This window comes from Polaromonas sp. P1_E11 (assembly GCF_056405995.1).
Window position 1 is genome coordinate 240475 of sequence record NZ_JBFUBA010000002.1, and the last position, 15687, is coordinate 256161.

The window sequence follows — 15687 nt, forward strand, 5'->3', positions numbered from 1 at the left end:
TCATTCAGGAGCCCTCATGCTTGCCAAACTGAAATTCACCGCAGCCTCACTGTGCTGCGCCCTGCTCGCCGTGCACGGTGCCGCCTCTGCCCAGCCCATGCCCCAGGTTGGCGGTTTCCCGAACCAGGCCATCAAGTTCGTGTCACCCTTCCCGGCAGGCGGCGGCAATGACGCCACGACGCGCTTCGTGACCAGCCGCCTGTCCGACATCACCGGCCAGAGCGCCATCGTCGACAACCGCGGTGGTGCCGGCGGCAACATAGGCGCCAAAGCCGTTGCGGACGCCAAGCCTGACGGCTACACCGTGCTCACGGGCCAGGTCTCGTTGATGGCCGTCAATCCCTCGCTGTATGCCTCGCCGGGGTTCGATCCGCTGAAGAACTTCCTGCCCATCACCCAGATCAATGCCGCACCGCTGGTGCTGGTAGTGGCCAGCAACTCGCCCCTGAAAAGTTTTGCCGACCTCGCCGCGCAGACCAAAGTCCCAGGCGGTCGAGTTACCTATGCCACGCCCGGCAATGGCACACTCTCGCACCTCGTCGGCGTGGTTCTGGAAAAAGACAGCGCCATCAGCATGACCCACGTGCCCTACAAGGGCGCGGCACCGGCCATCACCGACCTGCTGGGCGGCCAGGTGGACGTGCTCATCACTTCCACCGCCTCGGTTTCCAGCTTCATCCAGAACGGCAAGATGCGCGCCCTGGCCGTCACCAGCCCGCGCCGCATCGGCGTGTTCACCAAGGTGCCGACGCTGGAAGAGCTGGGCTACAAGAACACGACCTTTGAAGACTGGTACGGTTTCTTCGCACCGGCGGGCACGCCACCCGAACGCGTGGCTTACCTGCACGACAGCATCGTGCGCTCGCTCAAGTCGCCGGAAGTCAGCAAGCTGATCACCGACGGCGGCAGCGAAGTGGTGGGCAACACGTCGGCGGCTTTTGCCGCGCAGCTCAAGGCGGACATTGCCCGCTGGTCGCGCGTCGTCAAGCTCTCGGGCGCCAAGCTAGACTGACCCCGGATTCATCAAACCGCCCCGACATGAGCAAAAAAACACCACCGGCCACCGCACCCAGTGCGTCACCCCTGACCCGCCTGGTCCACGCCGGCAAGCAGCCGGCCTATGACGGAGGCCGGCCGGTCAACCCGGCCGTGGTGCGCGCCAGCACCGTGCTGTTCGACAACACGGCGCACCAGCACGAGATGCGCCTGCGCCGCGGCGAGGAGCGCGTGTTCACCTACGGGGCGCGCGGCAACCCGACCAACTACGCGCTGGAAGACATGGTCAGCGAGCTTGAAGGCGCGTACCGTACGCGTCTCTTCCCTACAGGCCTGGCCGCCATCGCGATGACGCTGCTGTCCTACCTCAAGCCCGGCGACCACCTGCTGATGTCGGACAGCGTCTACGAACCGGCGCGCAAGCTGGTGGAGTCCTTCCTCACGCCCTACAACATCCGCTGCACTTTCTTCGCGGCCGACGGCAGCGACGTGGAAGAAAAAATCGAGCCCGGCACGCGCATGATTTATGCCGAATGCCCGGGTTCGCTGGTTTATGAAATGTGCGACCTGCCGCACCTGGCCGGCATTGCCCGTGCGCGGGGTCTACTGCTGGTGGCCGACAACACCTGGGGCTCAGGCTACCAATACCGGCCGCTGGCGCTGGGCGCCGACGTGTCCATCATGGCGGCCACCAAATACCTGTCGGGACACTCCGACGTGATGATGGGCACCGTAGCCACAACGCAAGCCGCCTGGCAGGCGCTGAACGAACGCAGCGATGCCTTCGGCATGACGGTGAGCCCCGACGATGCCTACCTGGTGCTGCGCGGCACACGCAGCATGGCCGCGCGCCTGGCCCTCCATGAAAGCGGTGCCCTGAAGGTGGCGGCCTGGCTGCAAACGCGCGGCGAAGTGGCAACCGTGTTCTGCCCGGCCCTGCCCGGCCATCCGGGCCACGCCATCTGGCAACGCGACTGCAAGGGCACCAATGGCCTGCTGTCCTTCGAGCTTCAGCCCACCTTCGACCAGGCTGCCGCCGAGCGGCTGATCGACGGCCTGCGGCTGTTTGGCCTGGGCGCTTCATGGGGCGGCTATGAAAGCCTGGTTACGCTGACCAACATGCGCGGTGCCCGCAGCGTGACCGACTGGTCGGGCCACGGCCAGATCGTGCGCCTGCACATCGGACTGGAAGACCCAGCCGACCTGGTGAGCGACTTGCAGCAGGGGCTTGAAGCATTGACTGCCTGAGGGTTTTACCTCCGTGCCCTGGCTTCTATCCTAGTCCCCAGCCTCTTTCTCCCCCACTCCTTTTCATCCGCCTTTTCGCGGCGGATTTCGCCTGCCCTTTTTCTTCAGGTTTGCATCACCATGCCCAGCCACGCACACCTTTGGCTTCAATACACCCGTAATCTCTGGCCCGGCATTGCCTCGCCGCTTCTCATCATGCTGGGTGCCAGTTTCCTGTCCGAGCATTACGGCGGCCCGCAGCTGCTGTACGCGCTGCTGTTCGGGCTGGCGTTTCATTTCCTGTACCAGGATGCGCGTTGCCGCCCCGGCATCGAGTTCTGCGCCAAAACCCTGCTGCGCATCGGTGTGGCCTTGCTGGGCGCCCGCATCACGCTGGCGCAAATCGGCCAGCTCGGCATCGGCCCGCTGGCCACTGCCCTGCTGGGCGTTGCCAGCACCATTGCACTGGGCGCCTGGCTGGCCCGGCGCCTGGGCCTTGCCACCGACTTCGGCCTGCTCTGCGGTGCAGCCGTGTCCATCTGCGGCGCGTCGGCGGCACTGGCGGTTGCGGCCGTCATGCCGAAAACCGAGGAGAACGAGCGCCACACGCTGCTCACCGTGGTCGGCGTAACAGGCTTGTCGACGCTGGCAATGGTGGTCTACCCCTTGCTGGTCAAGGTGCTGGGCCTGGACGAAACCAGCGCCGGCATCTTTCTGGGCGGCACGATCCACGACGTGGCACAAGTGGTAGGTGCAGGCCTGATGATTTCCCATGATGCCGGCGATGTGGCGGTGATCGTCAAGCTGTTCCGTGTCACGCTGCTGGTGCCGGTGGTAGCGGTGCTTGCCTATTACTGGCGGCGGCAGATCAGCACACCAGGCAATGCTGGCCAGCGCGCGCCTTTGCTGCCTTTTTTCCTGGTGGGGTTCATGGCGCTGGTACTGCTAAATAGCGCGGGCGTGGTCACACAGCAGCTCACAAACGCGCTGGGCCATGTCTCCCGGGTTTGCCTGGTGATCGCCATTTCGGCGCTGGGCATTAAAACCTCGTTCGAGGAACTGGTGCGGCTGGGCTGGCGGCCCATGGCGTTGATGCTGGTAGAAAGCGTGTGGCTCGCCGCGGTGTTCGCCGCGTACCTCTGCGTTCTTCGGGCCTGAACCAGATTGCTATTGTTTTAATAGCTGCTAGCGCCCGCCCTTATTAGGCTGCAGACATAAAACCCCTCAAGCCAGCAGGCAAGCTGCTTCCGTCTGGTCGTCCAGGCGGCGAAGCTCAGGCACCTCTTCAGCGCAGCGCGCAATGGCCTGCGGGCAGCGCGTTCGGAACACGCACCCCGACGGCGGCGACATCGGCGACGGCAAATCGCCCTGCAGCAGCTGGATCACCTTCTTGCGCTCCAGCGCCGGGTCGGGAATCGGGATGGCCGACAGCAATGCCTGCGTGTAGGGGTGGCGCGGCGCGGCATACAGCGCTTTCTTTTTTGCCACTTCCATTTCATGCCCGAGGTACATCACCAGGATACGGTCGCTGATGTGTTTGACGACGGCCAGGTCATGCGCGATGAAGATCAGCGCCAGGCCCATGGACTTTTGCAGTGCCTTGAGCAGGTTGATGATCTGCGCCTGGATAGACACATCCAGCGCCGACACCGGCTCGTCGCAGATGATGAGCTTGGGCTCCAGGATCAGCGCCCGCGCGATGCCGATGCGCTGGCACTGGCCGCCTGAAAATTCATGCGGGTAGCGATTGATCTGCTGCGCCATCAGGCCGACGCGGCCCATCATGGCCTTGACGCGCTGCATCACTTCGGCCTCGGGCATGCGCGGGCGATGCGTACGCAGAGGCTCGGCAATGATTTGCGCAATGGTCATGCGCGGGTCCAGCGAAGCCAGCGGGTCCTGGAAGATCATCTGGATGTCTGCCCTGACACCCAGCCAGGCCTGGGGAGAGGCGCCCGTCATCTCCTGCCCCATCCAGACAATGCTGCCGGCGGTGGCGGGAATCAGGTTCAGCACCGCACGCGCCAAGGTGGATTTTCCGCAGCCCGACTCACCCACCACACCCAGCGTTTCGCCCGCATGGATGTCGAAGGAAATGCCGTCCACGGCTTTCAGGATTCGCGCCGGCGACCAGGGCCAGGCGCCGCTTTTGATCCTGAAGTGCACCTTCAGGTCGCGCACCGACAAAATAGGTTGAGAGGCATCACGCATGGACGGCTCCCCTGGCAGCAAGTTCAGACACAGCCTCGCTTGATTTGTGACAGGCCCTCAGCACCGCCGGGTTGTGCGAGGCCGGCAGTAACGCAGGCATCACATCACGGCACTGCGCGACGGCCAGCGCGCAGCGCTCGCTGAACGGGCAGCCCTTGGGAAGCCGCGCCATGTTGGGCGGTGCACCGGGGATGGCCACAAGCGCTTCGTCGTCCGCGTCCAGGCGCGGTATGGCGCCCAGCAGGCCCACGGTATACGGGTGAGAGGCACCATAAAAAATGCTGTCGGCGCTGCCCTGCTCCATCACACGCCCGCCGTATAGCACCATGACTTCATCGCACAGACCGGCTACCACGCCCAGGTCGTGCGTGATCATGACAATCGCGGTGCCGAAGTCACGCTGCAAGTCACGCAGCAAGGCGATGATCTGCGCCTGCACAGTCACGTCCAGCGCCGTGGTGGGCTCGTCGGCGATCAACACTTCGGGCTCGCAGAGCAAGGCCATGGCGATCATCACGCGCTGGCGCATACCGCCCGAAAATTCGTGCGGGTACATGGTGATGCGGCGTGCGGCTTCCGGGATCTTGACCGCATCGAGCAGTTGCACCGACCTGGCGCGGGCGGACTTGCGGTCAAAGCCCTTGTGGAACTGCAGCACCTCGGTCATCTGCCGCTCTACCGTCAGGTAGGGGTTCAGCGAAGTCATCGGGTCCTGGAAGATCATGGCCACGCGGTTGCCGCGTATCTTGTTGAGCTCGGCCGGCTTCATGGCCAGCAGATCCTGGCCCTTGTACAAGGCCTGACCGGTGGCTTTGCCGTTACCGGCAAGCAGCCCCATCATGGCCAGCACGCTCTGGCTTTTGCCGGAGCCACTCTCGCCGACGATGCCCAGGGTCTGGCCGCGCTCCAGCGCAAAGTTGATGCCGTTGACGGCATAGACCAGCCCGTCCTGGGTCTGGAACTGGACGCCGAGGTTGTTGACTTCAATCAGGCTCATGGTGCGGCTCAGCGGTCTTTGGGGTCGAGCGCATCACGCAGGCCGTCCCCGATGTAGTTGAAGCAATAAAGGGTCAACGAGAGCATGCCCGCCGGAAACAACAGCATCCAGGGCGAGACTTCCATGACGGACGCACCGTCGTGGATCAGCACACCCCAGCTCGTCATGGGCTCCTGGATGCCCAGCCCCAGGAACGACAGCACGGACTCGACCAGGATCACGGCCGGCACGGTGACCGTGGTGTAGATCGCAACGATGCCCAGAAGATTGGGAACAATGTGCTGGAAGATGATGCGCCGCGTGGGCACACCCAGTGCGCGGGCTGCTTCGATGAACTCCTTGGAACGCAGCGACAGCGTCTGGCCGCGCACCACGCGTGCCATGTTCATCCAGGAAAATACCGTGATGGTGATCACCACCAGGTAAAAAGCCCGCCCCAATATGGTCACCATCAGGATGGCGATCAGCAGGTAAGGCACGGCATACATCATGTCGACGACACGCATCATGAAGGCGTCTACCCTGCCGCCGATGAAGCCCGCCGTCGCGCCCCAGACAATGCCCAGCGTGACGGCCGACATCGTCGCGAGGAACCCTACCAGCAGCGACACGCGGCCGCCCACCAGGCTGCGCACCAACAGGTCGCGGCCGGACTCGTCGGTGCCAAAAAAATGGGCATTCTTGAGCGTGGGTGGCAGGCTCATCGCGTCCCAGTCGGCCGCATCGAAGGCATGCGGCAGCAGCCAGGGCCCGACGATGCAACACAGCGTGATGAATGCCAGCAGGTACAGGCTGAACACCGCGGCCTTGTTGCGCATGAAGCGTACGCGCGCATCCGCCCAGGGGCTGCGGCCGTGGATCTCGGCGTCGGCCAGCGTCTGGCCAACAGCCGCGGCGAGCTGGTCTTGTCTGGTTTTTTGTTCAAACAACATGCAGATCCCTGCTCAGTACCGGATTTTCGGGTCGAGCAAGGCGTAGGCCAGGTCCACCAGCAGGTTCAGCGTGACGGCAATCACGGTCACCAGTACAACGAGGCCCAGTACCAGCGTGTAGTCGCGGTTGGCGGCGCCGTTGACGATCAGCTTGCCGATGCCCGGCAGGGAGAACACCGACTCGGTCACGATAGCCGACGTGATCGATGAGATCGCCAGCGGACCCATGACGGACACCACTGGCAGAAGCGCGGGCTTGAGGGCGTGGCGCAGGATGACGGTGCGCATGGGCAGGCCCTTGGCGCGCGCGGTGCGGATGAAGTTGCTGTGCAGCACCTCAATCAGGCTGCCGCGCATGACGCGCGCGATGGTGGCCACGTTGATGAAGATCAGCAGCAGCATGGGCAGGATCATGAAACGCGGGGCGAAATCGCTCCAGCCCCCGGCCGGCGCCCACTTGAGCCAGACGGCGAACACCAGAATCAGGACCGGGCCGATCACAAACGACGGAAACACATGCCCGGCGTTGCCGAGCAGCATCACCCCATAGTCGACCGCACTGTTCTGGCGCACGGCGGCCACCGTGCCAAGGAACACACCCAGAAAGAAGGAGATCACGATGGCGCCCCCACCTATTGCCGCGGAAACCGGCAGCGCATTGGCGACCAGTTCATTGACAGACCAGTCGGCATAACGAAACGAAGCGCCCAGATCGCCATGCAGGAGGCTGTTGAGGTAGTACAGGTATTGCTGCCACAGTGGCAGGTCGAGGTGGTACTTGGCCTGCAGATTGGCCAGCACTGCCGCGGACACCTTGCGCTCGTCGTCAAACGGCCCGCCCGGCGTGCCGTGCAGCAGGAGGTAGCAGACGGTGACGACGGCCAGCAAGGTGGGGACCGTCGCGAGGATGCGCCTGAAGGTGTAGGACCACATGGGGAATATCTCCGGGCTAGGTCAATGTCAGTGTGAGCGCCTGAACGCGTGGGCCAGACACAGCTTAGCCCTGAAAAGCCTGCGAGGCATCAGAAAAAAACATTGAAAGGCGGTGGAAGGCAGATCAAGGACAGACAGGCGCACGGCGGCGCCCGCCATTCGGACATCAATGCTTGATGATGTACAGGTCCTTGCCGCGGTAGCGGTCCAGCGCGTTGGTGGTCGAGTACCCCCCCACATAAGGCTTGACCAGCCGCGGCACGGTGTATTGCAGCAAAGGGATGATGGGATAGTCTTCCATGATCATCTTTGCGGCTTGCGTCAGCAGCACCTTGCGCTTGGCCGGGTCCATCGACTGGTTGCCTTCATCGATCAGCGCCGAGGCCTTGCGGTTGCAGCTGTTGTGGTAGTTCTGGTCGGAATCGCACTGCACCAGCGTGAGCCAGGTGGTGGCGTCGTTGTAGTCGGCGATCCAGCCGTTGCGGGCGATCTGGTAGTCCTTGTCGGTGCGCTTCTTGATGAGCACCTTGAACTCCATCGCTTCGAGTTCAACGTCCAGGCCCAGCTTGGTCTTCCACTCAGAGGCTGCGAAGATGGCCATTTTCTTGTGGTAATCGCTGGTGTTGTAGGAGAACTTGAGCTTGGTGCCGGGTGGAAGATTCGCTTCCTTCAGGAGCTTTTTGGCTTCGGCGATCCGCTTGTCGGCGGGCCATTTGGCCCAGTCGTAAGAGGTCACGTCAGCGCCCGAGGTGCCTTTGACGATCACACCGTAAGCAGGTGTCTGGCCGTCGGCCGTCACGCGCTGCGCGAGGATGTCGCGGTCCAGCGCCATCGACAGCGCCTTGCGTACACGGACGTCCTTGAGTGCCGGGTCCGCATTGTTGAGCGAGTAATAGCGCAGGCCCAGCATGTCGGTGTTGCGGATTTCCTTGGGGTACTGTGCCTTGTACTTGTCGAAGGTGCCGGGCGGCAACTGGTACACCCAGTCGTTCTCGCCCGATTCATAAAGCTTCACATCGGCATTGCCGTCTTCGACCGAGAGGTAGGTGAGCTTGGTGAGCTGGACGTTCTTCGCATCCCAGTACGCCGGGTTTTTGACCAGGATGATCTTGCTGTTGACCTGCCAGTCTTTCAGCGAGAAGGCGCCGTTGTTCACCATGTTGGCGGGCCGGGTCCAGTCTTTGCCGAATTTCTCGATGGTGGCTTTATGCAGGGGTGCGAGCTGCGGATTGGAAACGACCTCGGGCAGGAAGCCGACCGGGAAAGGTGTCCTGATTTCCAGGGTATAGGGGTCGATGGCTTTCACGCCTAGTTCGGTAACGGGTTTCTTGCCTTCAATGATCTCTTTGGCATTGAGCAGGAAGACGCCGTAGGTGGAAGCGTATTTGGAGGCGGTCGCCGGATCGACGAAGCGGCGCATGCTGTAGATGAAGTCTTCGGCCGTCACCGGGTCGCCGTTGGACCATTTGGCGTTCTTGCGCAGCTTGAAGACCCAGGTCAGGGGGTCGACCTGCTTCCAGCTCTCTGCCACGGCAGGGACGATCTTGCCGTTCTGGTCGGCAGCCGCCAGCCCTTCGAACATGTCACGGATCACGTTGTTGGCCGGAACACCGGTCGCCAGTGCCGCATCCAGGGTTTCAGGCTCGGAACCGTTGTTGCGGACAAGCTCCTGCGTTTCATGCAGCTTCACGCCCGCGGGCACCGTGGCCGCAGCCGCCAGGCCAGCCAGGCCGGCCGAGGCCAGCAGCACGGCGCTTGTCAGCGCCTTCATCGTCCAGTTTGAGTTCATGCCTGTTGCACTCCCGAATAGAAAATTGGCGGGCTTGTGGCCCGCCATGGTTGATGGAACGGGGACCCTTTCGTGAGAGGAGCCCCCGTTTGCCTGTCAGTCGGCGCGAATATACCGCCGCGCCAGGCGCGGCCCCGTAGGGAGTAACCCTTCAGCAATTAACGTGCCTTCGCGAAGCCATGGGTGGCGCGGAAGTCAAGGGGATACATAGGGAACACTTGCTCACAATTGAACGAGCGAGGCGGCAGCCACCGGGCACGGACAGGTACCGCGATTCAAGCCGTGCATCGCGGCACGGGCGGAGCCAGTGCCTGGCTCAAGCCTTCACGCAATTCCGGCGGCGAAGCGGCGGCGCCTTCTGACGCCATGGCGAGTGTCCGCAGGGTTGCTATTGTTTTGATAGCAGCTTGCGCCCAAGATGATTGGCTTGCAGGCACAAATCACCTGAATTTTGGGTGCCGGAAGAAAGCCGACCGCCCCGCTCTTGTGAGAATTTAAATAAAAATAGCTGCCAGCCCAATAACCGTGGGCGCAAGCAGCTATCAATCTTGTAGCACGGGTGTCTGGCCCCTGCGGACGCCCTCAGGCGCCGCGCACCCGCTCAGCGGCTGAGCTGGGTGGACGCCTTCAGGCTCAAGGCTTCCTCAGGCGGCTCTTTCCAGCCGCCACCCAGGGTCTTGTACAGCGTGACCTGGCTTTGCAGCTGGGCCAGCCGGGTTTGCACCACCGCCTGGCGTGCGGCGAACAGCGAGCGCTGCGCATCGAGTTGGTCCAGGTAGCTGGACACACCGTTCTGGTAGCGCAGATCAGCCAGCTTGAAACGTGTTGCCTCAGCATTGGCCTGCGCCTGCTGGGCACGCAGCTGCTCGCCCAAGGTGTCGCGGCCCGCCAGCGCATCGGCCACTTCACGGAAAGCTGTCTGGATGGACTTTTCGTACTGGGCGATGGCAATATCACGCCCGGCGTTGGCCGAATCCAGCCCGGCACGGTTACGGCCCGCATCAAAAAGCGGAAGGATCAGTTGCGGCGCCAGCGTCCAGCCGTAGGATCCGCTCTTGAACAGGCCCGACAGGTGCGAGCTGGCGCTGCCGGCAGAAGCCGTAAGTGAGATGCGCGGGAAAAAAGCCGCGCGGGCAGCGCCGATGTCGGCGTTGGCGGACAGCAGCTGTTGCTCGGCCTGGCGGATGTCTGGGCGGCGTTCCAGCAAATCAGACGGCAACCCCGCTGGCACGTCCACCATCATGGGTGCGTCGGCCAGGCCTTTGCCGGCAGGCAAGGCCACCGCCAGGTCACCGCTCAACGGCTGGCCGATCAGCAGGGTCAGGGCGTTCTGGTCCAGCGCACGCTGGCGCACAAGTTGGGCCAGCGATGCGCGGGCCGCTTCGGTCAATGACTCGGCCTGGCGGAAATCCAGCTCGGAAGCTACGCCGTTGTCAAAGCGCAGCTTGCTGAGCTTGAAGGATTCTTCCCGCGTGGTCAGTGTTTGCTGCGTGATGGCCAGCAGTTCTTCGTCGGCCAGCAGGCTGAGGTAGGTGTTGGCCACCGACGCAATCAGGCTGATCTGCGCCGTCTTGCGACCTTCTTCCGTTGCCAGGTACTGCGCCAATGCCGCTTCTTTCAGGCTGGAGACCCGGCCGAAAAAGTCGAGCTCGTAGGATGGCATCAACAAACCGCCGGTGTAGGAGCTCGTGATGCTGCCGTTACCGTTGGCATTGGGCTGGCGCGAACCGGTGATGCCGGCATTGATCGTGGGGAATTGGTCGGCACGCCGGATCCCGTACTGGGCCCTGGCCTGCTCGATGTTGAGCACGGCAATGCGCAGGTCGCGGTTGTTGCGCAGCGCGGCCTCAATCAGCTGCCGCAGTTTGGGGTCGCTGAAAAAAGCCTGCCACTCGATGTCGGCTGCCGCGACGGCCGGGGCGGCAGCAACGGGCTGCGCCTGCGCGGAACCAGTGGTGAAACCGGAAACAGCCGGCCACTGGTCTGCGACGGGCGCAGCCGGACGCTCGTACTTCGGGATCATCGAGCAGCCGGCCAGCAGTGCCGCAGCACCAACCGCCAAAAGCTGCGGGAACCTGGGTTTCATGCTGGATTTACTCATGAGCTTTACCTTCACTTCCTTCTTCTCCGGTGATGCCTGCTGCTTTGGCATGCTCCGAATACATCCTGTTTTGCCGCTCGCTGCCCTTGAAGAGGCCGCGCACGACCACAAAGAACACCGGAACGAAAATCACAGCCAGGATCGTGCCGGTGATCATGCCGCCGATCACGCCGGTGCCGATGGCGCGCTGGCTCGCGGAGCCGGCGCCGGAAGCCAGTACCAGCGGCAGCACGCCCAGACCGAAGGCCAGCGACGTCATGACGATGGGTCGGAACCGCAGATGCGCGGCAGCCAGTGCCGACTCGATCACGCCCTTGCCCTGCGCCTGCAAGTCCTTGGCAAACTCGATGATCAGAATCGCGTTCTTCGCCGACAGGCCGATGATGGTGATCAGCCCCACCTGGAAGTACACGTCATTCGAATAACTGCGCAGCAGCGTTGCCAGCAAAACACCGATCACGCCTAGCGGCACCACCAGGATCACCGCGAGCGGAATGCTCCAGCTTTCGTACAGGGCTGCAAGGCACAGGAACACCGCGAGGATGGCGAAACCATAGAGCAACATGGCTTGCGAGCCGGCGAGTTTTTCCTCACGCGACTGGCCCGTCCATTCGAAACCGAAGCCCTGCGGCAGTTGCGCTGCGAGTTTTTCCATCTCGGCCATCGCTGCGCCCGAGCTGTAGCCTGGGGCTGCGCTGCCGCTGATACGCACGGCGGGGTAGCCGTTGTAACGCACTGTTTGCATGGCACCCTTGATCCACCGCGTGCTGGCAAACGACGACAACGGAACCGGCAGGCCGCGGCTGTTGATGGCGTTGAGCCGGAGCAGGTCGTCGGGCTGCATGCGCGAAGGCGCGTCGGCCTGGACCACCACGCGCTGCAGGCGTCCCTGGTTGGGGAAGTCGTTCACATAGCTGGATCCCAGCGAGGTGGACAGGACCGCGTTGATCGCGTCAAACGGCACGCCCAGCGCATTGGCTTTGTCGCGGTCAATGTCGAGCTGCAGCTGCGGCGCGTCTTCCAGGCCGTCGGGCCGCACCTGTGTGAGCACCGGACTCTTGGCAACCATGCCCAAAAGCTGGTTGCGTGCGTTGATAAGCGCATCATGGCCCGCACCGCCGCGGTCCTGCAGGCGGAAGCTGAAGCCCGAGGCCGTGCCCAGTTCGGGAATGGGTGGGGGGCTGAGGGGAAAGATGAAGGCATCACGCACACCCATGAGGGCGCCGAAAGCCCGTCCTGCTATCGCTGAGGCCGAATGCGCTTCGCCGTCGCGCTCGTTCCAGTCCTTGAGCGTCACGAACGCCAGCGCGGCATTCTGGCCCTGGCCGGAAAAGCTGAAGCCAAGCACGCCGACCATGCTTTCGACTTCCGGCTGCTTGAGCATGAAACCTTCGACTTTCTCCATCACCGAAAGCGTGCGCTCGTAAGTTGCGCCCGGCGGCAATTGCACGTTCACCAGCAGGTTGCCCTGGTCTTCATTGGGCAGGAAGGATGTGGGCAAACGCAGGTATACCACCGCCACAGCAGCAATGATGGCCACATAGATCACGAGGTAACGCGCGGCGCGCTTGAGAATGCGCGCGACCATGCTTTCATAGCTTTTTGCGGTGCGCGAGAACCCCCGGTTGAACCAGCCGAAAAAGCCCTTCTTTTCGTGATGGTGCCCAGCCTCAACCGGCTTGAGCAGCGTGGCGCAAAGGGCCGGCGTGAGCGACAGGGCCAGGAAGGCGGAAAAGCCGATGGACGAAACCATCACGGCGGAGAACTGGCGGTAGATGTTGCCGGTCGAGCCCGCGAAAAATGCCAAAGGCACAAACACGGAAATCAGCACCACGGTCACACCGATGATGGCGCCCGAAATCTGGCCCATCGCCTTGCGGGTGGCCTCCAGCGGCGGCAGCCCCTCTTCGGTCATGATGCGTTCGACGTTTTCGACGACCACGATCGCATCATCGACGACGATACCGATCACCAGCACCATGCCGAACATGGTGAGCACGTTGATCGAGAAACCGAGCGCCAGCAAGGTGGCAAAAGTACCCAGCAATGCAATCGGGACCACGATGGTCGGGATGATGGTGTAGCGCCAGTTCTGCAGGAACAGGAACATGACCAGGAACACCAGGGCTACGGCCTCGAACAATGTTTCAGCGACCTGGGAGATCGAAATCTTGACGAAACGCGAGCTGTCGTAGGGGATGCTCCACTTCATGCCTTGCGGAAAATAGCGCTCGAGTTCGGTCATCTTGGTTCGAACGGCCTTGGCAGCGGCAAGCGCGTTGCCGCTGGGTGCCAGCTGAACACCGATACCGATCGCCGTCTTGCCGTTCAGGCGAGCCGACGTGGCATACGTCTGGCCACCCAGTTCAATGCGGGCCACGTCTTTGAGGCGCACCGATGAACCGTCGGTGTTGGCGCGAAGGACAATGTTGCCGAACTGCTCGACATTGGCAAGCTGGCCGGTAACTACCACGGTGGCAGCAATGCCTTGCCCCGCTACATTGGGGCGGTCGCCGATGCTGCCGGCCGACACTTGGGCATTTTGCGCGCGGATGGCGTTGTTAACGTCATTTGCCGACAGGCTGAAACCCGTGAGCTTGGCCGGATCCAGCCAGATGCGCATGGCGCGCTCACTGCCGAAGAGCTGGGCCTGGCCGATTCCTTTGACACGCTGGATCTCGGGCACGATGTTGCGCGAAGCGTAATCACCGAGCGCGACGGGGTCGTGCGCGGGATTGTCGGACGACAGCATGATGAACAGCAGGAAGTTGGAGCGTGATTTGTCGACGCGAACGCCTTGCTGCGTGACGGCGGCGGGCAGCCGCGGTGAGGCGCGCGACAGGCGGTTCTGCACATCCACCTGCGCGAGATCGGGGTTGGTGCCGGGCTCGAAGCTCAGCGTGATGCTGCCGGAGCCGTCAGCCTGCGCCACCGACTCCATGTAGATCAGCCCGGGTGAACCGTTCATTTCGCGCTCGATCACCGACAACACGCTGTCTTCGAGCGTCTGGGCAGAGGCGCCCGGATAGGCGGTGTTGACGACAATCGAGGGCGGCGCGACGGGCGGGTACTGTGCAATCGGCAACTGCGTGATCGCCACGCCGCCGACCACCAGGATGAACAGTGCGATCACCCAGGCAAAGATCGGCCGATCAATGAAAAACTTGGCCATGTATTTGGCTCCTTACTTCGCTGCTGCAGAAGCAGCGGAGGCAGCAGGCGCAGCGGCTTGCGCGCCGGAGGCAGCTGATACCGGGGCAGAAGCCGCATCCGCCGGCTTCGTGCCGGCCGGTTGCCATGGCACGGGCTTCACGGGTGCACCTGGCTGCAGTTTCTGGAACCCATCCACCATGACTTTTTCACCGGTCTTCAGGCCGTCGAGCACCACCCACTGGTTGCCCTTGGCGGAGCCGATCTTGATGGGACGCGGGCTGACTTTTCCGTCGTCACCCACCACCATGACAGTGTCGCCCTGCGCAGTGCGCGTGACAGCTTGCTGGGGCAAGGTGATGGCGTTGCTGGCCTGCGCCTGCTCCAGGCGTACGCGCACATAGAGGCCGGGCAGCAACTGACCACCGGGATTGGGCACTTCAGCCCTCAGGGTCACCTGCCCCGTCGTGGAGTCGACCGTCAGGTCGGAAAACAGCAAGCGGCCGGGGCGGGCGTATTCAGTGCCATCTTCGAGCACGATGCGCACGCTGGCCGCTTCGGCACCGGTGGCACGTTTGAACTGGCCACTGTCCATGGCGGCACGCAGCTTCATGATTTCAGGAGCGGATTGCGTGAAGTTCACATACATGGGGTTGATTTGCTGGACCACAGCCAGCTGGGTGGCCTCACCCTGGCCAACCAGCGCGCCTTCGGTGACCAATGCGCGGCCAATGCGGCCCGAGATCGGGGCCGTCACTGCGGCGTAGCCCAGGTTGATGCTGGCTGTCTGCACATTCGCCTTGCCCACGGCAACGTCGGCCTCCGCCTGCTTTTGTGCCGCGACAGCGTTGGCATACTCCTGTTTGCTGATGGCGTTGGCTTCTACCAGCGGCTTGTAACGCTCGGCCAATGCGGCGGCCTGGGCCAGATTGGCCTCGGCACGCGCCTGGCCCGCTTTCGCGCTGGCAGCGGCGGCCGCATACGGTGCGGAATCAATCGTGAACAGCGCCTGCCCTTCTTTTACGTCGCTGCCTTCACGAAACAGCCGTTTTTGCAAGATACCGGCCGCGCGAGCCCTGACCTGTGCCACGCGTGAAGCCTCAAGGCGGCCCGGCAGCTCGGTCACCAAACCGACGTCACCCTGGGTGACTGTCACCACACCCACTTCCGCAGGAGGCGGTGCTCCGCCGGGAGCGCCGGCCCCCTTGCCGCATCCGGCCAGGAACAATGTGAGTGCAGCAACCAGGACGAGAGGCTGGTATGGCGCAAACTGAAACAAAGGCGAATGGACAATACGGGACTTGGGCATGCTGATCCTCAAATTTGGGAAAAAAGCGAAGAGCGGAATATG

At 63.0% G+C, this 15687-nt stretch carries 11 protein-coding genes; 3 read left to right on the plus strand and 8 right to left on the minus strand.

Annotation, left to right across the window (positions count from 1 at the left end; translation table 11 throughout):
* Positions 1 to 16: 16 nt before the first annotated feature.
* The 3 genes from AC1D11_RS08610 to AC1D11_RS08620 all read left to right on the plus strand — a co-directional run bounded on the left by AC1D11_RS08610 (position 17) and on the right by AC1D11_RS08620 (position 3381).
* Positions 17 to 1012 (plus strand): Bug family tripartite tricarboxylate transporter substrate binding protein, encoded by a 996-nt coding sequence (locus AC1D11_RS08610; RefSeq protein ID WP_477649578.1) that lies wholly within the window; start codon positions 17 to 19, stop codon positions 1010 to 1012.
* 26 nt (positions 1013 to 1038) lie between these two features.
* A complete protein-coding gene (gene metC, locus AC1D11_RS08615; RefSeq protein WP_477649577.1) occupies positions 1039 to 2244 on the plus strand; it encodes a cystathionine beta-lyase in 1206 nt (401 codons plus the stop codon).
* A gap of 120 nt (positions 2245 to 2364) precedes the next feature.
* Positions 2365 to 3381: a YeiH family protein gene (locus AC1D11_RS08620; protein WP_477649576.1), complete on the plus strand. Its 1017-nt coding sequence runs from the start codon at positions 2365 to 2367 to the stop codon at positions 3379 to 3381.
* A 66-nt stretch (positions 3382 to 3447) separates the two neighbouring features.
* On the opposite strand, the gene oppF is transcribed toward AC1D11_RS08620, so the two are convergent.
* From oppF to AC1D11_RS08660, 8 genes are all read right to left on the minus strand, one after another.
* A complete protein-coding gene (oppF, locus tag AC1D11_RS08625) occupies positions 3448 to 4434 on the minus strand; it encodes a murein tripeptide/oligopeptide ABC transporter ATP binding protein OppF (RefSeq protein ID WP_477649575.1) in 987 nt (328 codons plus the stop codon).
* Positions 4427 to 5431, minus strand: coding sequence for an oligopeptide/dipeptide ABC transporter ATP-binding protein (locus AC1D11_RS08630; RefSeq protein ID WP_477649574.1), 1005 nt, complete (start codon positions 5429 to 5431; stop codon positions 4427 to 4429). The genes oppF and AC1D11_RS08630 overlap by 8 nt, the downstream gene beginning before the upstream one ends.
* Positions 5432 to 5439: 8 nt before the next feature.
* A complete protein-coding gene (locus tag AC1D11_RS08635; protein WP_477649573.1) occupies positions 5440 to 6363 on the minus strand; it encodes an ABC transporter permease subunit in 924 nt (307 codons plus the stop codon).
* Between the two features lie 12 nt (positions 6364 to 6375).
* Positions 6376 to 7296 carry an oligopeptide ABC transporter permease OppB gene (gene oppB / locus AC1D11_RS08640; protein ID WP_477649572.1) on the minus strand — a complete coding sequence of 307 codons (921 nt, stop codon included), beginning with the start codon at positions 7294 to 7296 and terminating at the stop codon, positions 6376 to 6378.
* Between the two features lie 166 nt (positions 7297 to 7462).
* Positions 7463 to 9085, minus strand: coding sequence for a peptide ABC transporter substrate-binding protein (locus AC1D11_RS08645; RefSeq protein ID WP_477649571.1), 1623 nt, complete (start codon positions 9083 to 9085; stop codon positions 7463 to 7465).
* Between the two features lie 601 nt (positions 9086 to 9686).
* The gene (locus AC1D11_RS08650) at positions 9687 to 11186 is read right to left on the minus strand and encodes an efflux transporter outer membrane subunit (RefSeq protein WP_477649570.1); all 1500 of its coding nucleotides are present in this window, start codon (positions 11184 to 11186) and stop codon (positions 9687 to 9689) included.
* Positions 11179 to 14358, minus strand: coding sequence for an efflux RND transporter permease subunit (locus AC1D11_RS08655; RefSeq protein WP_477649569.1), 3180 nt, complete (start codon positions 14356 to 14358; stop codon positions 11179 to 11181). Before AC1D11_RS08655 ends, AC1D11_RS08650 begins: the two co-directional genes overlap by 8 nt.
* Before the next feature lie 12 nt (positions 14359 to 14370).
* Positions 14371 to 15645 carry an efflux RND transporter periplasmic adaptor subunit gene (locus tag AC1D11_RS08660; RefSeq protein WP_477649568.1) on the minus strand — a complete coding sequence of 425 codons (1275 nt, stop codon included), beginning with the start codon at positions 15643 to 15645 and terminating at the stop codon, positions 14371 to 14373.
* Positions 15646 to 15687 lie beyond the last annotated feature (42 nt).